The following is a 24,864-nucleotide window of genomic DNA, read 5'->3' as shown; positions in this document are numbered from 1 at the left end:
GCATCAGGCTCCACCCCGCTTCAAATTGGCCCAACCAATCCCCCTTTTCTTTCTTCCCCGGTTCACAATTCCATTAATTGCGCTCACAAACTCATTGCCTGGCCATAACATTTGGTTAACCATTCATTGTCATTAACCCTACAACACAATATTGGCAGGACCACTTTTACACAACCTGTGACGCAGAGTTGAGCGGAGACTCTCCCGCAGCGCAGGCTGTCTGGTCCCCAGGAGACCTGCATGAGCCTCTGGCAACAAAACTACGACCCGGCCGGAAATATCTGGCTGTCAAGCCTGATCGCATCGCTTCCGATCCTGTTCTTCTTCTTTGCGCTGATTAAGCTCAAGCTGAAGGGCTACCTCGCCGCGACGTATACCGTTGCTATCGCCCTGATGGTGGCGCTGTTCTTCTATAAAATGCCGGTCGATCGCGCGCTGGCCTCCGTCGTCTACGGTTTCTTCTACGGCCTGTGGCCGATTGCGTGGATCATCATCGCGGCGGTCTTTGTCTATAAAATCTCGGTGAAAACCGGGCAGTTCGACATTATCCGCTCGTCAATCCTCTCCATCACGCCGGACCAGCGGCTGCAGATGCTGATTGTCGGCTTCTCCTTCGGGGCGTTTCTGGAAGGTGCGGCAGGCTTTGGCGCGCCGGTGGCGATAACCGCTGCGCTGCTGGTGGGTCTGGGCTTTAATCCGCTCTATGCCGCGGGCCTTTGCCTGATTGTGAACACCGCGCCGGTTGCGTTTGGCGCGATGGGCATTCCGATTCTGGTGGCCGGGCAGGTCACCGGGCTGGACAGCTTCGAGATCGGCCAGATGGTTGGCCGCCAGCTGCCCTTCCTGACCATTATCGTCCTGTTCTGGATCATGGCGATTATGGACGGCTGGCGCGGCGTGAAGGAGACCTGGCCTGCGGTGATTGTGGCGGGCGGTTCGTTCGCTATCGCCCAGTACCTCAGCTCGAACTTCCTCGGCCCGGAGCTGCCGGACATCATCTCTTCGCTGGTCTCTCTTGTCTGTCTGACGCTGTTCCTGAAACGCTGGCAGCCGGTCCGTATTTTCCGCTTCGCCGACATGGGCGCCTCGCAGGTTGATCAAACCCTGGCCCGTACGGGCTATACGGCAGGACAGGTGATCCGCGCCTGGTCGCCGTTCCTGTTCCTGACCGCAACGGTCACCCTGTGGAGCATCCCGCCGTTTAAAGCCCTGTTCGCGCCGGGCGGTGCGATGTACGACATGGTGATTAATATTTCCGTGCCGTTCCTCGACAAGATGGTCTCCCGTATGCCGCCGGTGGTACACGCCGCCACGCCGTATGCCGCGGTCTATAAATTCGACTGGTTCTCCGCCACCGGTACCGCCATCCTGTTTGCCGCTATCCTTTCCGTAGTGTGGCTGCGCATGAAGCCTGCGGCTGCGGTACAGACCTTTGCGGCGACCGTTAAAGAGCTGATGTTGCCGATTTACTCCATCGGCATGGTGCTGGCGTTCGCGTTTATCTCGAACTACTCCGGCCTGTCGTCGACGCTGGCACTGGCGCTGGCCCATACCAGCCACGCCTTTACCTTCTTCTCGCCGTTCCTCGGCTGGCTGGGGGTGTTCCTGACCGGTTCCGATACCTCGTCTAACGCCCTGTTTGCCGCACTGCAGGCAACGGCAGCCCAGCAGATTGGCGTGTCGGACGTCCTGCTGGTGGCCGCGAATACAACCGGCGGCGTGACCGGGAAAATGATCTCTCCACAATCCATCGCCATTGCCTGTGCGGCGGTGGGACTGGTGGGTAAAGAGTCGGATCTGTTCCGCTTTACCGTGAAACACAGCCTGATATTCACCTGCATGGTGGGGGTGATCACCACCCTGCAGGCCTATGTCTTAACCTGGATGATCCCATGATAGTGATGCCCAGACGCCTGTCCGACGAGATTGCCTCTCGCGTGCGGGCGCTGATTGAAGAACAACACCTTGAAGCGGGCATGAAGTTGCCCGCCGAACGCCAGCTCGCCGCCCAGCTTGGCGTGTCGCGCAATTCACTGCGCGAGGCGCTGGCGACGCTGGTCAGCGAAGGCGTGCTGGTGAGCCGTCGCGGCGGCGGCACCTTTGTGCGCTGGCAGCATGACGACTGGTCCGAGCAAAACATCGTGCAGCCCCTGAAGACGCTGATGGAGAACGACCCGGACTACAGCTTCGACATCCTTGAAGCGCGTCACGCCATCGAAACCAGTACCGCCTGGCACGCGGCCATGCGGGCAACCGACGCTGACAAAGAGAAACTCATCGCCTGCTTTGAGGCCACGCAAAGCAGCGACCCGGATATCGCCTCCCAGGCGGACGTCCGTTTTCACCTGGCGATTGCCGAGGCGTCACACAACGTGGTGCTGCTTCAGACCATGCGCGGGTTCTTCGACCTGCTGCAATCCTCCGTGAAGCAGAGCCGCCAGCGCATGTATCTGGTTCCGCCGGTGTTTGCCCAGCTGACCGAACAGCACGAGGCGGTGCTCAACGCCATTCTGGCCGGTGATGCCGAGGCCGCGCGCAAAGCGATGATGGCGCATCTCGGTTTCGTGCACACCACCATTAAACGATTCGATGAAGACCAGGCCCGACAGGCGCGTATTACCCGTCTGCCTGGCGACAGTGATATTTCCAGGGAGAACAAAGCATGATAATTTCAGCAGCCAGTGACTATCGCGCCGCGGCGCAGCGCATTTTGCCCCCGTTCCTGTTCCACTATATCGACGGCGGGGCATATGCCGAATACACCTTGCGCCGCAACGTGGAAGATCTGTCGGAGGTGGCTCTTCGCCAGCGCGTGCTGAAGAATATGTCTGACCTGAGCCTTGAGACAAAGCTGTTCAACGAAACGCTCTCCATGCCCGTGGCGCTCGCGCCTGTAGGCTTATGCGGTATGTATGCCCGCCGTGGCGAAGTGCAGGCCGCAGCGGCGGCGGATGCCAAAGGCATTCCGTTTACCCTTTCCACCGTGTCCGTCTGCCCGATTGAAGAGGTCGCCCCGACCATCAAGCGTCCGATGTGGTTCCAGCTGTACGTCCTGCGCGATCGCGGCTTTATGCGTAACGCGCTGGAGCGCGCCAAAGCGGCGGGCTGCTCCACGCTGGTCTTTACCGTCGATATGCCGACCCCCGGCGCGCGCTACCGCGATGCCCACTCCGGCATGAGCGGCCCGAACGCTGCGCTTCGCCGCTACTGGCAGGCCGTGACCCACCCGCAGTGGGCGTGGGATGTCGGCCTGAACGGTCGTCCGCACGATCTGGGCAATATCTCGGCTTACCTCGGTAAACCTACCGGGCTGGAGGATTACATCGGCTGGCTGGCGAACAACTTCGATCCGTCGATCTCGTGGAAAGACCTGGAGTGGATCCGCGAGTTCTGGGACGGCCCGATGGTGATCAAAGGGATCCTCGATCCGGAAGATGCCCGCGACGCGGTACGCTTTGGCGCAGACGGGATTGTGGTCTCTAACCACGGCGGACGCCAGCTTGACGGAGTGCTCTCTTCCGCACGCGCCCTGCCGGCCATCGCCGATGCGGTGAAAGGCGATATTGCCATCCTGGCCGACAGCGGCATCCGAAACGGACTGGACGTGGTGCGCATGATTGCGCTCGGCGCCGACAGCGTACTGCTGGGGCGTGCGTATCTGTATGCGCTGGCGACGGCGGGCCAGGCAGGCGTGGCGAATCTGCTCAACCTGATCGAAAAAGAGATGAAGGTGGCGATGACGCTGACCGGCGCGAAAACGATCGGTGAAATCAGCAGAGATTCTCTGGTGCAGGAGTTCAGCAAATTACCGGCGGCGCTGTCGCCACTTGCTCAGGGAAACGCGGCCTGACCTTCTCCGGTTAATCCCCCTTTCTCACGCGCCCGATTTCCCCCTCGGGCGCTTTTTTATGCGAAAAATAACACCCAGATAACATATTAGATAAGAAAATTTGACATCCACCTGCCGTCCGCAATTGTATAGACAAGCAAATACAAGAACACAAAAACAACATCAGATTGGATTGGAGCGTATGGCGTATTCAGGTAAGGTGGATATTCAACAGGTGATCGACGACAGTCCTTTTTCAGGGTTTCACTGGCTTCTTATCGTGCTGGGCTTTCTGGTTCTGGCGATCGATGGTTTTGATACGGCGGCAATGGGTTACATCGCGCCTACGCTGTCGGCAGAATGGGGGATACACAAACAGGATCTGGGGCCGGTGCTGAGCGCTGCGCTGCTGGGGCTGTCGCTGGGCGCGCTGATTGCCGGTCCGGTATCTGACCGGATGGGACGCAAGCGCGTGCTGGTCTTTTCGTGCCTGTTCTTCGGCCTTGCAAGCCTGGGGACGGCCTGGGCGCAAAGTCTGAATACGCTCACGCTGTGGCGGTTTCTGACGGGCCTGGGCCTCGGCGCCGCCATGCCTAACGCCATCACGCTGATCTCCGAGTTTGCCCCCCAGCGCTGTCGTGCCATGGCGATTAATACCATGTACTGCGGATTCCCTCTGGGTGCGGCGGGCGGCGGCGCGCTCTCTTCCTGGCTTATCCCCCACCACGGCTGGCGAAGCGTACTACTGACCGGGGCAATTGCTCCGCTGATTTTAACGCTGCTGCTGGCGCTGTTTTTACCGGAGTCGGTGAAGTTTCTGGTGCAGCGCGGGAAAGACGTCATGCAGGTCCGCCGTATCGCCAGCCGGTTCGCCCGCGGCACGCTGGATAGCGTCACGGTTTTTTTCCTGGCAGAGGAGAAAGTCGCGTCTAAAAAAGGGAGCGTGTCGCAGCTGTTTTCCATGCCCTGGCTGCCCGGCACCCTGATGCTGTGGGTGACCTATTTTATGGGGCTGGTCATTTACTACGTTTTGCTGAGCTGGATGCCGACGCTGATGCAGGAGATGGGTTATGCCCTGGCGGAATCCGCCTGGCTCACCTCGCTGTTCACCTTCGGCGGTACCGCAGGCATTCTGCTCGCGGGCTGGATGATGGACCGCTGGGAAGCGCATAAAGTGGTCGCGTGTGGTTTCGTGCTGACAATGGGCCTCATTCTTTTGCTTGGCATTGAGCATAACCACATTGCCCTGTTTGGCGGGCTGATTTTCCTGATGGGGATCGCGATGAACGGTGCGCAATCGGGCATGCAAACACTGGCCGCCACCTTTTATCCTACCGAGTGCCGCGCGACGGGCATCGCCTGGATGCAGGGGATCGGCCGCTTTGGCGGCGTGGCGGGAACCATGACCAGCGCCCAGCTTCTTTCTATGCAGTGGCAGGCGGACAGTATTTTAATGATCCTCAGCGTGCCCGCTCTCGTGGCCGCTGCGGCAACCGTCTACAAAATGCTGTATAGCCGCTCGCAGGAGCCCGGCGTCGCGTAATTCCTCTCTTTTCTGCTATTCTGCCCCCGCAATTAAGGGGGCAGCATGCTTAACATCGTTTTATTCGAACCAGAAATTCCGCCAAATACCGGCAATATCATCCGCCTGTGTGCCAACACTGGTTTTCGTCTGCATATCATTGAGCCGATGGGCTTTACGTGGGACGACAAACGGCTGCGCCGCGCAGGGCTGGATTATCATGAATTTACCGCCGTCGTTCGCCACCACGATTACGCCGCATTTCTGGAAGCAGAGCAGCCGCAGCGCATGTTTGCCTTGACCACCAAAGGCACGCCAGCGCATAGCGCCGTGAGCTATCAGGACGGTGACTATCTGATGTTTGGTCCGGAAACCCGCGGCCTGCCGGCCACGATTCTGGATGCCCTGCCCGCTGAGCAGAAAATCCGTATTCCGATGATGCCGGACAGCCGCAGCATGAACCTGTCAAACGCGGTGTCGGTGGTGGTCTATGAAGCCTGGCGCCAGCTGGGGTATCCGGGCGCCATTCTCAGAAGTTAAATGCCGTCACCATACTCAAACGTATGGTGAATGCCGTTGAAGTGCTGATCCATGTCCATAGACGGCTTATCGCTGTCTGGTTTCCCGACGATGCGCGCCGGTACGCCAGCGGCGGTGGTATGCGGTGGAACAGGCTGGAGCACCACTGAGCCTGCGCCGATCTTCGCGCCGCGTCCGACTTCGATATTGCCGAGGATTTTGGCACCCGCGCCAATCATCACCCCTTCACGAATTTTCGGATGGCGATCGCCGCTGGTTTTACCGGTACCGCCCAGGGTGACCGACTGCAGGATCGAGACGTCATCTTCAATCACCGCCGTTTCCCCGACAACAATCCCGGTGGCGTGGTCGAGCATGATCCCACGGCCAATCTTAGCCGCCGGGTGAATATCAACCTGAAACGTCACGGAAACCTGGTTTTGCAGGAATATAGCCAGCGCGCGGCGGCCTTCATTCCACAGCCAGTGGCCAATACGGTAAGCCTGCAGGGCGTGGAAGCCTTTCAGGTACAGCAACGGCGTAGAATATTTATCGACCGCCGGGTCACGCGTGCGCACGGCCTGAATATCGCAGGCGGCAGAGGCGATCATTTCCGGGTCTGCGGCGTAAGCCTCTTCAACCACTTCACGAATGGCGATAGCAGGCATGATCGATGAAGCCAGCTTGTTGGCGAGCATATAGCTCAGCGCGCTGCCGAGATTTTCGTGCTTGAGTAGCGTCGCGTGGTAGAAACTGGCCAGCATTGGCTCGCAGTCGGCCAGCGCCCGGGCTTCGGCTTTAATATTGTTCCAGACGATATCCAGTTCTTCACACGGCATTGCTTACTCCAGACGATAGTTAATGACCAGCCAGTTCTGCGCTGGCTGGGTCATTCAGGTGACAACGGTTCCGACTAGTTACTGCTGCGCTCGTCCTTGCGCGCACGACCTAATAAGGTCAATGCTGCCTCGCGCGCATTTTTTCCGCAATACAATACCTGATAAATTTCCTCGGTTATTGGCATTTCGACACCGAAACGGTGCGCCAACTCGCGGACTTCTTTGGTATTGCGGTAGCCTTCAACCACCTGACCAATCTTCTCCTGCGCGCCTTTTACATCGCTGCCCTGTCCGAGCATCATGCCAAAGCGGCGGTTACGAGACTGGTTGTCGGTACAGGTCAGCACCAGGTCGCCCAGGCCAGCCATCCCCATAAAGGTGGCCGGATCGGCACCCAGCGCTTCGCCCAGGCGGGACATTTCGGTCAGCCCTCGGGTGATCAGCGCCGTACGCGCATTGGCACCAAAACCAATGCCGTCTGACATCCCGGCACCAATCGCAATCACGTTCTTCACCGCACCGCCCAGCTGCACGCCGATAAAATCGGGGTTGCTGTAGACGCGGAAGCTCTTGCCGCAGTGCAGCAACTGTTGAAGATCGTCGGAGAAGGCCTGATCGGTGGAGGCCAGCGAAATCGCCGTCGGCAGGCCAGCGGCAAGCTCTTTGGCAAATGTCGGGCCGGAGATGACCGCCAGCGGGATCTCATCACCCAGCGCTTCGCGGGCAACGTCCTGCAGCAGGCGTCCGGTTTCGGCTTCCAGCCCTTTTGTCGCCCAGACAACACGCGCATCCGGGCGCATCAGCGGCTTAATCTGACGCAGCACGTCGCCAAATACATGGCTCGGGACCACAATCAGAATATTGCGGCTGGCCGCCAGCGCGGTCGCAAGGTCGCTTTCAAGGTGCAGGGAATCAGGGAACGGAACGTCCGGAAGAAACGCTACGTTACAACGGTCGCGTTGCAGCGTTGCGATATGTTTTGGGTCGTGGCCCCAGAGAACCACTTCGTGACCATTTCTTGCCAGCGTGATGGCAAGAGCGGTGCCGTATGAGCCGGCACCGATCACAGTCATTGAAGCATTAACAGTACTCATCAGGCATCCTGATGTTGTTCAGCACCTTCGCCAGCTTGCTGCTGCAGATAGTTCATGAACAGCGCATCAAAGTTAACTGGCGCAAGGTTCAGTTGCGGGAATGTACCGCGAGAAACCAGGCTGGTGATGCATTCACGCGCGTACGGGAACAGAATGTTCGGGCAGTACGCACCCAGGCAATGCGCCATCTGGTTGCCTTCAATACCGCCGATAGAGAAGATACCGCCCTGCTGAACTTCACACAGGAATGCAGTTTCTTCGCCCAGGGACGCGGTAACGGTCACACGCAGCACGACTTCATACACGTCATCTGCCAGTTGGGTAGATGCGGTATCCAGATCAAGTTTAACCTCTGGCTGCCAATCTTTCTGGAAAACATGTGGCGCATTTGGCGCTTCGAAAGAGACGTCCTTGGTGTAGATACGCTGGATCTGGAAAGTCATTTCGGTGTTGTTTTGTTCTGACATGGAAATACCCTTTTTAATTGTCCTAAAGTCTCTTAGCTCAGCAGCGGATCGAGTCCACCACGGGCGTCGAGCGCATACAAGTCATCACAGCCGCCAATGTGCTGCGCATCAATAAAAATCTGCGGAACCGTCGTGCGACCACTACGTTGGATCATCTCTTCGCGTTTAATCGCGTCACCGTCGATCGGCAGTTCCTGGAACGTGACGCCTTTGCTGTTCAGCAGCGCTTTCGCACGATGGCAGAACGGGCACGTCGCTTTGGTATAGATCTCAATATTGGCCATGACTGAACTCCTTATTTACCGCGTACCAAAGGAAGATTTTCCCCGCTCCAGCCGGAAATACCTTCTTTCAGCACAGTTACGTTTTCGAAGCCTGCTTTATGAAGCGCGCTGGCAGATTCCTGTGCCTGCATGCCGGTCGCATCGACAACGATAATCGGCTGGGCTTTGTGTTTCTCAAGCTCACCGACGTTGTTCGCTTTGATTTCAGCTGGCAGCAGGTTGATTGCGCCCGCAATGTGACCTTTGCGGAAATCGTCACGCTGACGCAGATCGACAACGACGGCATCTTCTTTGTTGATCAGACGCGTCGCTTCACCACGGGTGATAACCTTAATTTTAGACGTCAGGCTCTTAAATGTGGTGAACAGCACAGCAGCCAGCAGGCCAATCCACGCGATGCTCAGAACCGGATGGCGGCTAACGAATTGCATAATTTCTTGCATGGAGGGTAACTACTCCCGACTAAGTGATAAAAAAAACCAGGACAGGAGTATACCTGTGCGTTCTGGCAAATACAGCCAGCGACCATAACCTAATCCATTTTCTGCGGCATGCCACCTAAAAAAATGCCTAAAAATGGTCTGGTGAACACCTTGCCCCTGCGCTTTCTTTGATCTTCTGCGGCTATTTGATCGATTCAGCTGTAGTAAAATTACGCAAATTTTGACTCTTGAGCATGAGGTTGTCGCAATGTCGGTTTCTAAAAAACCTATGGTACTGGTGATTCTGGATGGCTATGGCTACCGTGAAGATAGCCAGGATAACGCTATTTTCAACGCCAAAACCCCGGTCATGGATGCGCTTTGGGCAAAACGTCCGCATACGCTGATTGACGCGTCTGGCCTGGAAGTGGGCCTGCCGGACCGCCAGATGGGCAACTCCGAAGTCGGTCACGTTAACCTGGGCGCCGGGCGAATTGTGTATCAGGATCTGACCCGTCTGGACGTTGAAATCAAAGAACGCACCTTCTTCTCCAACCCAACGCTGTCTGGCGCGGTCGATAAAGCCGTTGCCGCTGGCAAGGCCGTACACATTATGGGCCTGCTCTCTGCTGGCGGCGTGCACAGCCACGAAGATCACATCATGGCGATGGTTGAACTGGCCGCTGAACGCGGTGCGGAAAAAATCTATCTGCACGCTTTCCTGGACGGTCGCGATACGCCACCACGCAGCGCAAAAGGCTCTCTGCAAGCCTTCGAAGAGAAATTTGCCGCGCTGGGTAAAGGCCGCGTAGCGTCCATTATTGGCCGTTACTACGCCATGGACCGCGACAACCGCTGGGATCGCGTTGAACAAGCCTATGACCTGATGACCCTGGCAAAAGGTGAGTTCCAGTTCGCGACCGCCGTTGAAGCTCTTGAGGCGGCTTATGCTCGTGATGAAAACGACGAGTTCGTGAAAGCGTCCGTTATCCGCGCTGAAGGCCAGGCCGACGCCGCCATGGAAGATGGCGACGCGCTGATCTTCATGAACTTCCGCGCTGACCGCGCGCGCGAAATTACCCGTGCTTTCGTCAACAGCGACTTCGACGGTTTTGCCCGTAAGAAAGTGGTAAATCTCGATTTCATCCAGCTGACCGAATACGCGGCAGACATCAAAGCCCCATGCGCTTACCCACCGGCCTCGCTGGCCAATACCTTCGGTGAGTGGATGGCGAAGAACGACAAAACGCAGCTGCGTATTTCCGAAACTGAAAAATACGCGCACGTGACCTTCTTCTTTAACGGCGGCGTTGAAGAGCCGTTCAAAGGCGAAGACCGCATTTTGATCAACTCCCCGAAAGTGGCCACCTACGATCTGCAGCCAGAAATGAGCTCTGCAGAATTGACTGAAAAACTGGTTGCGGCCATCGAGAGCGGTAAGTACGACACCATCATCTGTAACTACCCGAACGGCGACATGGTGGGGCATACCGGGGTAATGGAAGCGGCAGTGAAAGCGGTTGAAGCGCTGGACCACTGCGTTGAGCAGGTTGCGAAAGCGGTTGAATCCGTTGGCGGCCAGCTGCTGATCACCGCTGACCACGGTAACGCTGAACAGATGCGCGACCCGGCGACCGGCCAGGCGCACACCGCCCATACCAACCTGCCTGTTCCGCTGATTTATGTGGGTGATAAATCACTGAAAGCAGTGGAAGGCGGCAAGCTTTCTGACATCGCGCCAACCATGCTGTCCCTGATGGGTATGCCGATCCCTGAAGAGATGACTGGTAAGCCGCTGTTCATCGTGGAATAATCGATCCCCATGAGGGGAAAGGCGATTTTTTCAATCACATGGGTCGTGAAGCCGCTTAGGTTATCAGTCAGACCTCTGTTTTACGCCAGCGCACTCAGCGCTGGCGTATTGCTGTGCGCCGCATCCGCCCACGCGGATGACCGTGACCAGCTGAAATCTATTCAGGCCGATATCGCCGCCAAAGAGCGTGCGGTACGCCAGCAGCAGCAGCAGCGCGCCGCCCTGCTCGCCCAGCTTAAACAGCAGGAAGAGGCAATCTCCGCCGCCACGCGTAAACTCCGTGAAACACAAAACACCCTCGCCCAGTTGAATAAACAGATCGACGAGATGAACGCGTCGATTGCCAGGCTCGAGCGCCAGCGTGATGCGCAGGAGCGCAATCTTGCCGCACAGCTTGATGCCGCATTCCGCCAGGGTGAACATACCGGACTCCAGCTGATCCTCAGTGGTGAAGAGAGCCAGCGCGGCCAGCGCCTGCAGGCCTATTTTGGCTATCTCAACCAGGCGCGCCAGGAGACTATCGCGCAGCTGAAGCAGACGCGCGAAGAGGTCTCCACGCAAAAAGCTGAGCTGGAAGAGAAGCAGAGCCAGCAGCAGACGCTGCTCTACGATCAGCAGGCCCAGCAGGCGAAGCTTGAGCAGGCGCGCAACGAGCGTAAGAAAACCCTTGCCGGCCTGGAATCCTCCATTCAGGAAGGCCAGAGCCAGCTCAGCGAAATGCGCGCCAACGAATCAAAACTGCGTAACAGCATCGCCCGTGCGGAAGCGGCGGCGAAAGCGCGCGCCGAAAAAGAGGCTCGCGAGGCGCAGGCCGTTCGCGACAAGCAGCAGGAAGCCTCCCGCAAAGGGACCACCTACAAGCCAAGCGAAAGCGAACGTTCCCTGATGTCGCGTACCGGCGGTTTGGGTTCGCCTCGCGGTCAGGCGTTCTGGCCCGTTCGCGGTTCAATTCTGCATCGCTATGGCGAACAGCTGCAGGGTGAGCTACGTTGGAAAGGGATCGTTATCGGTGCGTCTGAAGGTAGCGAAGTGAAAGCCATTGCCGATGGCCGCGTGATCCTGGCCGACTGGCTGCAGGGTTACGGACTGGTGGTGGTGGTCGAACATGGTAAAGGCGATATGAGTCTTTACGGCTACAACCAGAGCGCGCTGGTCAGCGTCGGCACGCAGGTGCGCGCAGGCCAACCCATCGCCCTTGTGGGCAGCAGTGGCGGTCAGGGCCGCCCGTCACTCTATTTCGAAATTCGTCGCCAGGGTCAGGCGGTCAATCCACAGCCGTGGTTGGGAAGATAAGTTTTGCTTCAATTTCGTCGAATGGTTTTCACCGTCGTCAGCGCGCTGGCGCTGGCTGCACCGGTATACGCAGGTAAACTCGCTATCGTGATTGATGACTTCGGTTATCGTCCACACTATGAAAATCAGGTGCTGGCGATGCCGTCGGCCATCTCTGTCGCCGTCCTTCCGAATGCGCCCCACGCGCGTGAGATGGCGACCAAAGCCCATAACAGCGGTCATCAGGTGCTGATCCACCTGCCCATGGCCCCGCTCAGCAAGCAGCCGCTGGAAAAAGATACCCTGCGCCCGGACATGAGCAGCGAGGAGATTGAGCGCATCATCCGTGACGCCTACAATAAAGTGCCGTATGCCGTAGGGCTGAACAACCATATGGGCAGCGCGATGACATCAAGCCTGTACGGGATGCTCAAAGTGATGCAGGCGCTGGAGCGTTACAACCTCTACTTCCTCGACAGCATGACCATCGGCAACAGCCAGGCGATGCGTGCTGCTCAGGGAACGGGCGTAAAGGTGATTAAGCGCAAGGTGTTCCTGGATGATACCCAGAACGAAGCCGATATTCGCATGCAGTTTAATCGCGCGGTACAGCTGGCCCGCCGCAATGGCTCCGCAATTGCCATCGGCCACCCGCATCCGTCAACCGTTCGCGTCCTGCAGCAGATGCTGCCGACCTTGCCTGCCGATATCACACTGGTGCGTCCGAGCGATCTCCTTAATGAGCCGCTGGTGGATACGTCACGCCCCGGCAATGCGCAACCGCCGGCAACGCAGCCACGTAATCCGTTCAGCGGCGTAAAAAACTGCAAGGCGAAACAGCCGCTTGAGCCGGTGAATGCAACCCGCTTCTTCACGGTAATTAGCGAAAGCGTAAGCCAGAGTACGCTGGTGCAGTATTTCCAACACCAGTGGCAGGGCTGGGGCAGAAAAGCGTAGCTATTCGACAAGATGAGAGTCCGTAGGCTCCCGGGCGACGGACTCTCGTTTTTCCTGGTGCTGGTACCAGGCTTTAAAATATTTTAAAAAGCTGTAGAAGGTGGCATAGAGCCCTGTTACCACCCCAATTTTCCCCTGCCGCCACGCGCCGCTAAATAAATACCATTTGAAAAACGCGCCAATAGCACTGGCTACCCCGCGTGCTATGGAGGGTGTGAGCGTCTGATATTTTACGACGCGAGTCGTATAGGCATTTAACTTCGCGAACACTTCATGCAAAGAATAGAAGGTATCGTGCCGAACATGGCCCGGTATGCGCGTTACGTTGGCTGCGCCAGTCGCTTTATCATCCACGGGTCGATTGTTAAATCTGACATGACGACGATTGAACAATCGCAAGGGATAATCCGGTGAAGAGACCGGGTAGATAGTTCGGGTTTGCTCGCCTAATACATACCAGTAGCGCGAAAGACTCCAACCGCAATCGGCCGAGGGCTCCGCTCCAGACTTCAGCGCCAGAATATACTGAAGAGTGTCTTCATCGAGTATTTCGTCACTGTCCATACACAACACCCAGTCGTTAGATGACAGTGAAAGCGCGATATTCATCTGTTCACCGTGCATGGCATACGGATGATAAATTGGTGCAATGCCATATTCCTGAAGAATAGCTAACGTCTCATCTGTACTGCCGGAATCAACAACAATAACCTCATCTGCAATACGCATCAGAGGGCATAAAACCTTATGTAACAAACGAGCAGAGTTGTATGTCAAAAGACATACGGTTAGCCTGAACATGTGGTCTCCCGAACTTAATCAAGTCGCTTTCAAAAGATAGCGCCAACTATCTCTACTGTCATCTCCGGATCTGAACCTCAGTTATTATTTACGAGAAAATGTGCGCATGATCGGAAATGCATTTGTTGCGCCCTGGGAAAGGCAAAAGACCGTCACCAACTAAAAATCAACCAACTCATTGTTTAATATAATAAAAAAATCAAATCCCACGCTCGGATTTTACCATCATTTCTTTTCGCGAACGTTAAGATTATACTAACCGCAATTTAATTGATTAATTTGGTTTAGCGCAATTATGAAGAAAATTATCGGATATTTAAAGGAAATTAACAGGCAGCGAAACCATAAAACGAAAGAATTAAAAAGACGATTAACGCTACTTTCCGTATCGCGACGATTACAGGACAAGCGGCAGGAAAAAATCGATGTTTCCAGCGTGAAGCGGATCCTTTTTCCTTTTGTCGATCTCGGCATTGGTGATGCGGTATGCCATACCGGAACCTGGCGTAGCCTTAAAGAAGCAGGTTATACATTGCAGGTAATTGTCGAGGAGCGAAATCGCGATCTTTTTGAAAAAATGACGGATATTGATGAAGTCTATATTGCCGACATCAACAATATACCTGCAATGAAAACCATTGATACAGATTTAGTAATAAGTCATTACTCATGGATGAAGAGAAAAGAGTTATTCAACACTCAGCTTCTTCATAAAATCCATTATAAATATGCGATCGGATTTGGTGGCTGGCTGGATAAACCCTATAACTTAATGTTGCCCATAAATTCCGAGTTTCATATTACCCATCCACAGAAGGAAATACTTAACGTCTTGAACGTTAAGCCAGATTTCCTTCGCTACTCATTACCCGTGGTGCCCGAGCATGAGGATTTCATCGATCGTTATCTGAAACCCCACGATGGGAACAAAATCGTGGTGCTTAATCCTTTCGCAAGCGTTTCCGAGCGCAGCCTTTCCAAGACCCAGCTGGAAAAACTGGCGCATGATATTGCACAGCACCAGGACACTCACGTATTTATCATTGGTGAGGGTAAGAAATTAGCAGATCTTAGCTTCGACAACGCGAACATTACGGTTTGTCGGTTCAAATCACTTTGGGATGCTATCACGCTGATCAAAAAGGCTGATTTGGTCGTCTCTGTTGATACCGCCATCGTACATATTGCCTGTGCATTTGATAAGAGCCTGATCGCCATCTACTTTTCAATGCTGCTTGATCATAATAAAAACTTTGAGGGGAATACGATTTTTTCACCTGTCGGTGAGCACTCAGAACAACTTATTTATGATAAGCGCCATAATAAAATTGATATTAATGACATTTCGGCCAAAGTATTGAATAAGCTGAGCCAGGATAGCTAAGCCGCATAATGACAAGGGGCCTGAGGCCCCTTTTTGATTACTTATCCCAGCTCAGGATCACTTTCCCCGACTGGCCGGAACGCATCGCGTCGAAGCCCTGCTGGAACTCATCGATGGAGAAGCGGTGAGTAATAATCGGGGACAGATCCAGACCGGACTGGATTAGCGCCGCCATCTTGTACCAGGTCTCGAACATCTCGCGGCCATAGATGCCCTTGATGAACAGCCCCTTGAAGATGACTTTGTTCCAGTCGATAGACATGTCTGACGGCGGAATACCCAGCATCGCGATACGACCACCGTGATTCATGGTGTCGAGCATGGTGCGGAACGCCGGTGGCGCACCGGACATCTCAAGACCCACGTCAAAACCTTCGGTCATGCCCAGCTCTTCCATCACGTCGGTCAGGCTCTCTTTCGAGACATCCACCGCGCGGGTAACGCCCATTTTACGCGCCAGGGACAGACGGTATTCGTTCACGTCGGTGATTACAACGTTGCGCGCGCCCACGTGCTTCGCCACCGCAGCGGCCATAATGCCGATTGGGCCCGCGCCGGAGACCAGCACGTCTTCACCGACCAGGTCGAAGGAGAGCGCCGTGTGTACCGCGTTGCCGAACGGGTCGAAGATGGAGGCCAGGTCGTCAGAGATATTGTCCGGGATTTTGAACGCGTTAAACGCCGGGATCACCAGGTATTCCGCGAAGCAGCCCGGGCGGTTTACGCCCACGCCAATGGTATTACGGCACAGGTGCGTACGCCCGCCGCGGCAGTTACGGCAGTGGCCGCAGGTAATATGGCCTTCACCGGAGACGCGGTCGCCAATTTGGAAGCCTTTCACTTCCTGGCCGATACCCACCACTTCACCGACATATTCGTGACCGACAACCATCGGTACCGGAATGGTTTTCTGCGACCACTGGTCCCAGTTGTAGATGTGAACGTCAGTACCGCAGATGGCGGTTTTACGAATTTTGATCAGCAGATCGTTATGACCGACTTCCGGTTCCGGCACGTCGGTCATCCAAATCCCTTCTTCCGCTTTCAGTTTGGATAACGCTTTCATCACACGTCCTCAGGCAATTACGCCCAGCTGTTTGCCGATGCGGGTAAAGGCTTCCACCGCACGTTCAATTTGTTCAGGCGTATGCGCCGCAGACATCTGGGTGCGGATACGCGCCTGACCTTTTGGCACCACCGGGAAGAAGAACCCGGTGACGTAAATCCCTTCTTTCTGCAGCTCGCGGGCAAATTGCTGCGCGACGACCGCATCGCCCAGCATGACCGGAATGATCGCGTGGTCAGCACCGGCCAGGGTGAAACCTGCGGCGCTCATTTTTTCGCGGAACAGACGGGCGTTGGACCACAGACGGTCGCGCAGCTCAGCGCCGGACTCCACCATCTCGAGCACTTTGATGGAGGCGGCAACAATAGCCGGCGCCAGGGAGTTGGAGAACAGATACGGGCGGGAGCGCTGGCGCAACCACTCCACCACCTCTTTGCGCGCGGCGGTATAGCCGCCGGACGCGCCGCCGAGCGCTTTGCCAAGCGTACCGGTGATGATATCCACGCGGCCCATCACGTCACAGTATTCGTGGGAACCGCGGCCGTTTTCGCCGACAAAACCGACCGCGTGAGAGTCATCGACCATCACCAGCGCGTCGTATTTATCCGCCAGATCGCACACGCCCTTCAGGTTGGCGATCACGCCGTCCATGGAGAACACGCCGTCGGTGGCGATCAGCACGTGGCGAGCGCCCGCTTCACGAGCCTCTTTCAGGCGCGCTTCCAGCTCAACCATGTCGTTGTTGGCGTAGCGGAAACGCTTCGCTTTGCACAGGCGTACACCGTCGATGATGGAGGCGTGGTTCAGGGCGTCGGAGATAATCGCATCTTCAGCGCCAAGCAGGGTCTCAAACAGACCGCCGTTGGCGTCGAAGCAGGAGGAGTACAGAATCGCGTCTTCCATTCCGAGGAAGCTCGCCAGCTTTTGCTCAAGCTGCTTATGGCTGTCCTGCGTACCGCAGATAAAGCGTACGGAGGCCATGCCGAAACCGTGGGTGTCCATGCCGTTTTTTGCAGCGGCAATCAGCTCAGGGTGATTTGCAAGACCTAAGTAGTTGTTCGCACAAAAGTTGATCACATGGCTGCCGTCGGCAACGGTGATGTCCGCCTGCTGGGCAGACGTGATAATACGCTCTTCCTTGAACAACCCTTCCGCACGTGCGGTCTCGAGGTCGCTGTTTAACTGTTTGTAAAAATCACCACGCATTGCAATTCTCCAGACTCGGCAAATTTCGGGACATATTACCCAAACCTATAGTTCATGACGAGATGACACGTCATCTCTTGTCGTTTTTGCAGCATAAATCACGCGTACCCCTGCGCAGTGAAGGTGAATGGCTGAAGGGCAGCCATACTAATGATATGATAGAGACATTAGCGTCCGGGATTGTCCCCGGACTCCACACTTCAAAGGTTACAGTTATGATCATCGTTACCGGCGGCGCGGGCTTTATCGGCAGCAATATTGTTAAGGCTCTCAATGACAAAGGCATCACCGACATCCTGGTGGTTGACAACCTGAAAGACGGCACCAAGTTCGTCAACCTGGTGGATCTGAACATTGCTGATTACATGGATAAAGAAGACTTCCTTATCCAGATTATGGCAGGCGAAGAGTTCGGCGAGATCGAAGCCATCTTCCACGAAGGTGCGTGTTCTTCCACCACCGAGTGGGACGGCAAGTACATGATGGACAATAACTATCAGTACTCTAAAGAGATCCTGCACTACTGCCTGGAGCGTGAAATTCCGTTCCTGTACGCCTCCTCCGCGGCAACCTACGGCGGCCGCACCTCGGACTTCATCGAGTCCCGCGAATATGAGCAGCCTCTGAACGTCTACGGTTATTCTAAATTCCTGTTCGACGAGTACGTGCGTCAGGTTCTGCCAGAAGCGAACTCGCAAATCGTCGGCTTCCGTTACTTCAACGTCTACGGACCACGCGAAGGCCACAAAGGCAGCATGGCTAGCGTGGCGTTCCACCTGAATACCCAGCTGAATAACGGCGAAAGCCCGAAACTGTTCGAAGGCAGCGACGGCTTTAAGCGCGACTTCGTTTACGTGGGCGACGTTGCCGCAGTAAACCTGTGGTTCCTGGAAAACGGCGTATCCGGCATCTTCAACCTCGGTACTGGGCGTGCGGAATCCTTCCAGGCAGTGGCTGACGCAACGCTGGCGTATCACAAAAAAGGCAGCATCGAGTACATCCCGTTCCCTGACAAGCTGAAAGGCCGTTACCAGGCGTTCACCCAGGCTGACCTGACCAACCTGCGCGCCGCAGGCTACGATAAGCCGTTCAAGACCGTTGCGGAAGGCGTAACGGAATATATGGCCTGGCTGAACCGCGACGCGTAAGTATGAAGATTCTGGTGATCGGCCCGTCATGGGTGGGCGACATGATGATGTCGCAAAGTCTCTATCGCACGCTCAAGGCGCGTTATCCCCAGGCGATAATTGACGTGATGGCACCCGCGTGGTGCCGTCCGCTGTTGTCGCGTATGCCGGAAGTGAATGAGGCTATCCCGATGCCGCTCGGCCACGGAGCGCTGGAAATTGGCGAACGCCGCAAGCTCGGTCATAGCCTGCGCGAGAAGCGCTACGATCGCGCGTATGTCCTGCCAAACTCCTTTAAATCCGCCCTGGTGCCCTTTTTTGCGGGCATTCCACATCGCACCGGCTGGCGCGGTGAAATGCGCTACGGCCTGCTGAACGACGCGCGGGTGCTGGATAAAGAGGCCTGGCCGCTGATGGTGGAGCGCTATGTGGCGCTGGCCTATGACAAAGGCGTAATGCGCAGCGCGAAAGACCTGCCGCAGCCGCTACTCTGGCCGCAGCTGCAGGTGCATGACGGCGAGAAATCGCAGACCTGTAACGCGTTTGGCCTTTCAGCGGAACGTCCGATGATCGGCTTCTGCCCTGGCGCAGAGTTCGGCCCGGCAAAGCGCTGGCCGCACTATCACTACGCCGAGCTGGCAAAACAGCTGATCGACGAAGGCTATCAGGTTGTGCTGTTCGGTTCGGCGAAAGACCACGAAGCGGGCAACGAAATACTCGCCACGCTGAGCAACGAACAGCAGGCCTGGTGCCGCAACCTGGCGGGAGAAACGCAGCTTGAACAGGCGGTTATTCTGATTGCCGCCTGTAAGGCTGTGGTGAGTAACGATTCGGGCCTGATGCACGTCGCCGCCGCGCTGAACCGCCCGCTGGTTGCGCTGTACGGCCCAAGCAGCCCGGACTTCACGCCGCCGCTGTCCCATAAAGCGCGCGTGATTCGTTTGATCACCGGCTATCACAAGGTCCGTAAAGGCGATGCGGCAGAAGGCTATCATCAGAGTCTGATCGACATTACGCCAGAGCGCGTTCTCGAAGAGCTTAACGAACTGCTGTTGAGCGAAGAAGGATAACGAATGCGGGTACTGATCGTTAAAACCTCTTCAATGGGCGATGTTCTGCATACGCTGCCGTCATTGACGGACGCCATGCGGGCCATTCCCGGCATTCGTTTTGACTGGGTGGTGGAAGAAGGCTTCGCGCAGATCCCCACCTGGCATGAAGCGGTTGACCGCGTGATCCCGGTGGCAATCCGCCGCTGGCGTAAAGCCTGGTTCTCCGCGCCGATTAAAGCCGAGCGCAAAGCCTTTCGCGAGGCGGTGCAGGCTCAGCGCTACGATGCAATCATCGACGCCCAGGGTCTGGTTAAAAGCGCCGCGCTGGTGACGCGCCTGGCACACGGCGTAAAGCACGGTTTGGACTGGCAAACCGCCCGCGAACCGCTGGCAAGCCTGTTCTATAACCGTCGCCACCACATAGCAAAGCAGCAGCACGCTGTCGAACGTACACGGGAGCTGTTTGCAAAAAGCCTGGGCTATGCGAAACCGGAAACCCAGGGCGACTACGCCATTGCGCAGCACTTTTTGCGCAATACAGATCCCTGTGTTCAGCCTTATCTTGTCTTCCTGCATGCCACAACGCGCGACGATAAACATTGGCCGGAAACGCACTGGCGAAGCCTGATTGAACTAATGCAACCCACCGGCATCCATATTAAACTGCCCTGGGGCGCTGAACATGAGCGGCAGCGAGCAGAGCGTCTGGCAGCAGGCTTTTCGCACGTCGAGGTATTGCCGAAACTCACGCTGGCGCAGGTTGCTGCACAGCTGGCGGGGGCAAATGCTGTTGTTTCCGTTGATACCGGATTAAGCCATTTAACCGCGGCGCTGGATCGTCCTAATATTACGATTTTTGGCCCGACCGATCCCGGATTGATCGGGGGTTACGGCAAAAACCAGCATCAGATGGTCAGCCCGACCCAGCAAACGAAGGATATCAGCGCAGATGCTATTTTTTCATTTTTACAGTGTAGCCGTTGGCTTTCCAACAGGGATATCTAACGCATGAGTTATGTATTTCTGCTGATTTTACTCTTTCCGGTGAAGCTTATCCGGAAGCTGTTCAGTAAACAGACAGGTAAAAACCTGGTCATTCAGACAGCAAAAATCGGTGATTTTGTTAATGCCACGCCCCTCCTTGCATACCTGCAAAAAAGCGACGTACTCATCAGCCGTAGCGTGGGTGCGCTGGCGAAGCATGATGAGACGATCGACGAGATTTTTTTTATCGAGCAGCATAAGCGTAACCTGTGGCGAAAGCTGGTCTTCGCCTGCCGGATCATGAACCGCTATGACAATGTCTATCTCCTGCAACCTAACAGTGTGAACCTCTTTTTCGCGTCCGTGTGTAATGCTAAAAACAAACAGTTTTTAAGCACTTACACGCGCAGGTGGTATCACGGTATTTTCTATGCAACGGCAGACGGTACCGTTGAACACGGTCGAAAGACGCTGTCGGTAACGAACTATCTCAAACTGGCCGATCGCGCCTTAACCTGGCAAGACTCGCCAAAGCACGCCACAAAGCCACTTTTCAAACCCGCGACCTATCCAGCAATCCTCGATAAACCCGGCGTGATCCGCATTGGCATCAGCGTAGCCGCCGGAAATAAAGCGAAAACCGTTCCGCCGGTCATCTGGAAGCAAATTGCAGATCGCCTCGCCGACCTGCGCTGCGAGTTTTATGTCTTTGGCGCGCCGAATGAACAATCGTGGATGGATGACATCACCCGCGCTTATGGTGAACTGCCCAACTTTATTAATCTGATCGGCAAAATCTCGCTTGAAGAGCTGCCGTGGGCCATTTCTAAAATGGATTGCTACATCGCGTCTGACTCGGGGAATATCTACATTGCCGATGCAGTGGGGGTGCCGGTAGTTATGTTATTTGGACCTTGCTGCCATTATGAACAACGCCCTCTTGGTAACGTTCTGTTGATTGGTAATGATGAAAACATTAACTCCTACGTTTTTGAAACACGTTATTACTTCAGCCAGCCGAAAGAAAAACTTTTTGCTATAGACGACGTTGATATGGATAACATAGTGAGTTTATTAACGACCATAAATAAAAAAGCATTACCAGAGGCGTAAAATGAGCTCTCTAACCAAACAAATCTATCGATACACGCATAAGCGAAATATGCGCCACAATGAAAATTTGTGGCCCTTTATTAAATTATCTCGCAATGAAACCGGGGAGATTTGTGATTTAAAATATAAAGGCCAGAACATCAACCTCACTACGCTTACCTCGCTTCAGGATCGGTTTGAGGGAGAGGTACTTATAGCTGCGACCGGCCCTTCAATCAAAAAGATTAATTTTGAAAACCTGTCATCCACGATAGTGACTGCAGGTGTGAACGGCGCATGGCACCTCAATAACAAACTGCATTTTAGCCTCTATTTTGTGGTCGACATGACGTTCATCGACCGTCAGACGGCTCTTTTAAAGCAGGTTATTGGCTGTAAAAATGTCATTTTGTTTACGACCGTAATGGGGATCGTTAAGCTCATAAACCGTTTTTCATATGAAAATATCCAGTGCGAAATATGCATCATCGAAGATATTTGTTATGAGACCTATAAACCCTCTATTAAAATGGCTAATTTGCACCAGGCATTAGCGGGTAGGCCAGAGATCGTTTTTTCCGATACACACCCCAACATTGCCTTTAGCCGTGATGCGAGGCGCGGTGTGGTAGATGCTGGTACAGTAATGTATTGGGCACTACAGGTAATTTATTTTTTGAGATTCAATAAGATTTACATTGCTGGTCTGGATATGAATAATTTCAACCAACCGCGATTTTATGAAAACGGTAACACCATGTTGCCTTCATTCCTTGGAGACAAAGTACATAATATTGTGATCCCCGCGTTCACACTGGCAAGTACTGTTTTGAAAAAAGATAACATCACTGTTATTAATCTATCACCTCAAAGCGCTATACCTGACTTTGTTTTCCCCAGAAAGGATTTTACTGATGTTTTCAATTAATTACCAACGCATTCCGTTCTATCCTTTTACGCTTTTTGTATTCTTAAGCATGATTTTTTGCGGAGTTTCTCGCGTAAACACCTTATTCCATCTTGCACTCGGGCTATTTATCATTGCCACAATTGTCAGCAATGAATTCAGAGTCCGTTTTATCAACGACCGTACCTTTCTTCCCGCTCTGGGCATTACCGGTGCCTTTTTAATATATTTTTCACTTTCGAATCTTTGGGCGGAGTCGTCTCAGGTAAGCTCTGCCTTAACACATTCATTTTATTTATTTATTTTCATATGTCTTTACCGTCAGTGTGAATTGCATGGAAAGAAAAAATTCGTCATTGGCGCAGCTTATGCAGGTATTGTCGCACTCGCCATACTCACCCTGATTTATGTTGATAAAGCGAACATTTTCAATAACAGACTTTCGAATGCCTTCCCTTATGCACCTGACAATGTGATTGATCTCGGTGGATACATGGCGTTAGGAATTTTATTAAGCGCGATACTGGTGCGTGAAACTCGTAATGTCTGGTTTTATCTTCCCGTCCCGTTGCTGCTGGCCTGCTTAATTTTGACTCAAAGCCGCGGGCCATTCCTTTCACTCGTGGTAGCAGCGACAGTGGCGTTTCTTTGTAAACCAAAGTGGAATGTTAAGCTGCTGCTGGGTTCGGTAGTTATATTGCTATTAATTGGTCTCGCTTTCTATTTTAGCGGCTCGATAGATATATTTATTAATCGGGCAGAAGAGTCTTCTCGTGCAGGAAGCGTGCGTTTTGGCATCTGGCAACACGCCGTTGAAGTGGCAAAACAGAAAGCGATTTTCGGATGGGGCTTCAACAAGGAGCTTCAGTTCATTAACGGCTATGGGCAGACCGTTTCCACAACGCACAGCCTCTATTTAGCTACCTTCCTTAAGGGAGGGATCGTGGGGCTTCTGCTACTCGCCGGTATGATTTTATACGCCGCCAGACAGTCTCTTCGCCACCTCGCAGCCGACCATAAGGCGGAGATCGCTGTCCTTGTCTTCGCGCTGATGTTCTATATCACCCAGGGTATGTTTATTATCAGTAATCCACGGGAATATTGGGTACTGTTCTGGCTGCCTTTCGCCATTATTTTCAGCGCCCCCGTTAAAACGCTGCTGCAAAAATAAATCTTACAGCGCCGATTACCCGGCGCTATTTTTATGGGAATAAAACTCCGCCAGCGTCATCCCCACCGTCTTATCGGATAACCAGCTAAAGAGCGTTTCTAAATCCTGATACAACCCTTCGATCGCCGCCTCATCTTTAAACGTAGGACTTCCGCCTGGCATAAATTCCGACGAATGAAGCATAAACTCCACGTACTCACTTCCTTGAGACAGACATTGCTGTGCGACCTGAATCATTTGCGCCGCATTCCCACCGGACGGTCTTAGCCAGTTGACCGAGGGAGAGCGGTATTTACCGCGAAGCCTGTCGTAACCCTGTTTGATCGTGTTCAACCACGCCGGGTGTTTATACTGAATGCTCATCGGCACTTCGAGTAATGGGCTATTGCCCGCCCTGGAAATATTATCTAAATCCATAAAATAGGCGTGATCGGGGAAATGCTGATAATTCGTTCCACCATTACCCTGCGGCGCACCTTTCGCGTTGCGCCAGTTCACCCTCGGCGTCACGGAGCAATCAACCTGGTAACCCAGTTCAACGAGCAATTTTGCGTAGCGACTGTCAAATGCCCAACGTCCGGCTCGGTGGCTTAACATTTTGGTCTGGAAGGTCTTTTCCAGCAGGCGGGTCATGAACAGCACTTTCTCGCGCATCACCTCATCCGAAAATTCAATCAGATAAGGCTGCCAGCGCCAGTCGTCTCCCGTGAGATCGTGTTCCGGTGGGCTATTCCAGGCATGCAGGTGCATTCCCACCTCGCCCTGACCGCGGGCGATCGCGTCCCTGGCGAATTCGATGAAAACGGGCTCGATCGCCATCTCGTAATTGGTCAGCCACACGGGCTTAAAGCCGAAACGCTCACAAAGCGTCTGGAAACGCGCCAGATAGCGCGCGTTTTCCGTTTTAATGACGCGGTGATTTTGCCAGAGATTATCGCCCTCAGTATCAATTGTGATGATAAACGCTGGTTTGTTCATAATGAGTCCGCAAGACAGGAAAGTTAGCGCTATGTTACGCACTCTCCAAAGCATGAGTAAACCCTTCCAGGGAAATTA

The 24,864-nt window shown here is 54.4% G+C and carries 24 protein-coding genes; 15 read left to right on the top strand and 9 right to left on the bottom strand.

Annotated features, from left to right (window positions below; genetic code table 11):
• Nucleotides 1-240: 240 nt before the first annotated feature.
• From lldP to trmL, 5 genes are all read left to right on the top strand, one after another.
• A complete protein-coding gene (gene lldP, locus KGP24_RS00960) occupies nt 241-1,896 on the top strand; it encodes an L-lactate permease (RefSeq protein WP_223562078.1) in 1,656 nt (551 codons plus the stop codon).
• Nucleotides 1,893-2,666 (top strand): transcriptional regulator LldR, encoded by a 774-nt coding sequence (gene lldR / locus KGP24_RS00955; RefSeq protein WP_223562077.1) that lies wholly within the window; start codon nt 1,893-1,895, stop codon nt 2,664-2,666. The genes lldP and lldR overlap by 4 nt, the downstream gene beginning before the upstream one ends.
• Entirely contained in the window at nt 2,663-3,850 is a 1,188-nt protein-coding gene (gene lldD / locus KGP24_RS00950; protein WP_223562076.1) for an FMN-dependent L-lactate dehydrogenase LldD, read from the top strand. Before lldR ends, lldD begins: the two co-directional genes overlap by 4 nt.
• 181 nt (nt 3,851-4,031) lie before the next feature.
• Nucleotides 4,032-5,372 carry an aromatic acid/H+ symport family MFS transporter gene (locus KGP24_RS00945; RefSeq protein WP_223562075.1) on the top strand — a complete coding sequence of 447 codons (1,341 nt, stop codon included), beginning with the start codon at nt 4,032-4,034 and terminating at the stop codon, nt 5,370-5,372.
• Between the two features lie 45 nt (nt 5,373-5,417).
• Complete coding sequence (gene trmL, locus KGP24_RS00940; RefSeq protein ID WP_223562074.1) at nt 5,418-5,891, top strand: tRNA (uridine(34)/cytosine(34)/5-carboxymethylaminomethyluridine(34)-2'-O)-methyltransferase TrmL; 474 nt, start codon at nt 5,418-5,420, stop codon at nt 5,889-5,891.
• Here the strand turns inward: trmL and cysE are convergent.
• The 5 genes from cysE to KGP24_RS00915 form a co-directional block, all read right to left on the bottom strand.
• Nucleotides 5,888-6,709, bottom strand: coding sequence for a serine O-acetyltransferase (cysE, locus tag KGP24_RS00935; RefSeq protein ID WP_008502718.1), 822 nt, complete (start codon nt 6,707-6,709; stop codon nt 5,888-5,890). The two genes, trmL and cysE, sit on opposite strands and share 4 nt — an antisense overlap.
• A 74-nt stretch (nt 6,710-6,783) precedes the next feature.
• Nucleotides 6,784-7,803 carry an NAD(P)H-dependent glycerol-3-phosphate dehydrogenase gene (gene gpsA / locus KGP24_RS00930; protein ID WP_223562073.1) on the bottom strand — a complete coding sequence of 340 codons (1,020 nt, stop codon included), beginning with the start codon at nt 7,801-7,803 and terminating at the stop codon, nt 6,784-6,786.
• Nucleotides 7,803-8,270, bottom strand: a complete 468-nt coding sequence (gene secB / locus KGP24_RS00925) for a protein-export chaperone SecB (protein ID WP_003860835.1) — start codon at nt 8,268-8,270, stop codon at nt 7,803-7,805. Before secB ends, gpsA begins: the two co-directional genes overlap by 1 nt.
• Nucleotides 8,271-8,302: 32 nt before the next feature.
• Entirely contained in the window at nt 8,303-8,554 is a 252-nt protein-coding gene (grxC, locus tag KGP24_RS00920) for a glutaredoxin 3 (protein ID WP_010426371.1), read from the bottom strand.
• A gap of 11 nt (nt 8,555-8,565) precedes the next feature.
• Nucleotides 8,566-8,997 carry a rhodanese-like domain-containing protein gene (locus KGP24_RS00915; protein WP_023309913.1) on the bottom strand — a complete coding sequence of 144 codons (432 nt, stop codon included), beginning with the start codon at nt 8,995-8,997 and terminating at the stop codon, nt 8,566-8,568.
• Between the two features lie 247 nt (nt 8,998-9,244).
• Here KGP24_RS00915 and gpmM point away from each other — a divergent pair, with 247 nt between their 5' ends.
• Genes gpmM through KGP24_RS00900 form a run of 3 tightly spaced genes read left to right on the top strand, consistent with a single transcriptional unit; the run spans nt 9,245 to nt 13,018 of the window.
• Nucleotides 9,245-10,789, top strand: a complete 1,545-nt coding sequence (gene gpmM, locus KGP24_RS00910) for a 2,3-bisphosphoglycerate-independent phosphoglycerate mutase (protein ID WP_059347340.1) — start codon at nt 9,245-9,247, stop codon at nt 10,787-10,789.
• Between the two features lie 33 nt (nt 10,790-10,822).
• Nucleotides 10,823-12,082 carry a murein hydrolase activator EnvC gene (gene envC / locus KGP24_RS00905; RefSeq protein ID WP_245403348.1) on the top strand — a complete coding sequence of 420 codons (1,260 nt, stop codon included), beginning with the start codon at nt 10,823-10,825 and terminating at the stop codon, nt 12,080-12,082.
• 3 nt (nt 12,083-12,085) lie between these two features.
• A complete protein-coding gene (locus tag KGP24_RS00900; RefSeq protein WP_223562071.1) occupies nt 12,086-13,018 on the top strand; it encodes a divergent polysaccharide deacetylase family protein in 933 nt (310 codons plus the stop codon).
• On the opposite strand, the gene KGP24_RS00895 is transcribed toward KGP24_RS00900, so the two are convergent.
• Complete coding sequence (locus KGP24_RS00895; protein ID WP_223562070.1) at nt 13,019-13,819, bottom strand: glycosyltransferase family 2 protein; 801 nt, start codon at nt 13,817-13,819, stop codon at nt 13,019-13,021. It abuts the gene before it with no gap.
• 295 nt (nt 13,820-14,114) lie between these two features.
• Here KGP24_RS00895 and KGP24_RS00890 point away from each other — a divergent pair, with 295 nt between their 5' ends.
• Nucleotides 14,115-15,203 carry a glycosyltransferase family 9 protein gene (locus KGP24_RS00890; protein ID WP_223562069.1) on the top strand — a complete coding sequence of 363 codons (1,089 nt, stop codon included), beginning with the start codon at nt 14,115-14,117 and terminating at the stop codon, nt 15,201-15,203.
• Between the two features lie 37 nt (nt 15,204-15,240).
• Here the strand turns inward: KGP24_RS00890 and tdh are convergent, their stop codons facing one another.
• Both tdh and kbl read right to left on the bottom strand, forming a co-directional pair.
• On the bottom strand, nt 15,241-16,269 hold the full coding sequence (gene tdh, locus KGP24_RS00885) for an L-threonine 3-dehydrogenase (RefSeq protein ID WP_023309906.1): 1,029 nt from the start codon (nt 16,267-16,269) through the stop codon (nt 15,241-15,243).
• A 9-nt stretch (nt 16,270-16,278) separates the two neighbouring features.
• Complete coding sequence (kbl, locus tag KGP24_RS00880; protein WP_032644420.1) at nt 16,279-17,475, bottom strand: glycine C-acetyltransferase; 1,197 nt, start codon at nt 17,473-17,475, stop codon at nt 16,279-16,281.
• A gap of 215 nt (nt 17,476-17,690) precedes the next feature.
• On the opposite strand from kbl, the gene rfaD reads away from it, so the two are divergent.
• From rfaD to KGP24_RS00850, 6 genes are read left to right on the top strand one after another with little or no spacing between them, the layout of a single operon-like run.
• Complete coding sequence (gene rfaD, locus KGP24_RS00875; RefSeq protein ID WP_223562068.1) at nt 17,691-18,623, top strand: ADP-glyceromanno-heptose 6-epimerase; 933 nt, start codon at nt 17,691-17,693, stop codon at nt 18,621-18,623.
• 2 nt (nt 18,624-18,625) lie between these two features.
• Entirely contained in the window at nt 18,626-19,672 is a 1,047-nt protein-coding gene (rfaF, locus tag KGP24_RS00870; RefSeq protein WP_223562067.1) for an ADP-heptose--LPS heptosyltransferase RfaF, read from the top strand.
• Nucleotides 19,673-19,675: 3 nt separating this feature from the next.
• Entirely contained in the window at nt 19,676-20,659 is a 984-nt protein-coding gene (gene rfaC, locus KGP24_RS00865) for a lipopolysaccharide heptosyltransferase RfaC (protein WP_223562066.1), read from the top strand.
• A gap of 3 nt (nt 20,660-20,662) precedes the next feature.
• The gene (locus KGP24_RS00860; protein WP_223562065.1) at nt 20,663-21,751 is read left to right on the top strand and encodes a glycosyltransferase family 9 protein; all 1,089 of its coding nucleotides are present in this window, start codon (nt 20,663-20,665) and stop codon (nt 21,749-21,751) included.
• 1 nt (nt 21,752) lies between these two features.
• Nucleotides 21,753-22,658 (top strand): sugar glycosyltransferase, encoded by a 906-nt coding sequence (locus KGP24_RS00855; protein ID WP_223562064.1) that lies wholly within the window; start codon nt 21,753-21,755, stop codon nt 22,656-22,658.
• On the top strand, nt 22,645-23,808 hold the full coding sequence (locus tag KGP24_RS00850; protein WP_223562063.1) for an O-antigen ligase family protein: 1,164 nt from the start codon (nt 22,645-22,647) through the stop codon (nt 23,806-23,808). The genes KGP24_RS00855 and KGP24_RS00850 overlap by 14 nt, the downstream gene beginning before the upstream one ends.
• Nucleotides 23,809-23,823: 15 nt before the next feature.
• On the opposite strand, the gene KGP24_RS00845 is transcribed toward KGP24_RS00850, so the two are convergent.
• Nucleotides 23,824-24,786 carry a polysaccharide deacetylase family protein gene (locus KGP24_RS00845; protein ID WP_223562062.1) on the bottom strand — a complete coding sequence of 321 codons (963 nt, stop codon included), beginning with the start codon at nt 24,784-24,786 and terminating at the stop codon, nt 23,824-23,826.
• Nucleotides 24,787-24,864 lie beyond the last annotated feature (78 nt).

The organism is Enterobacter sp. JBIWA008 (genome assembly GCF_019968765.1).
Classification (GTDB): Bacteria; Pseudomonadota; Gammaproteobacteria; order Enterobacterales; family Enterobacteriaceae; genus Enterobacter.
The sequence above is the reverse complement of the archived record's forward strand: the minus strand, read 5'-3'. Positions and strand labels throughout refer to the sequence as shown.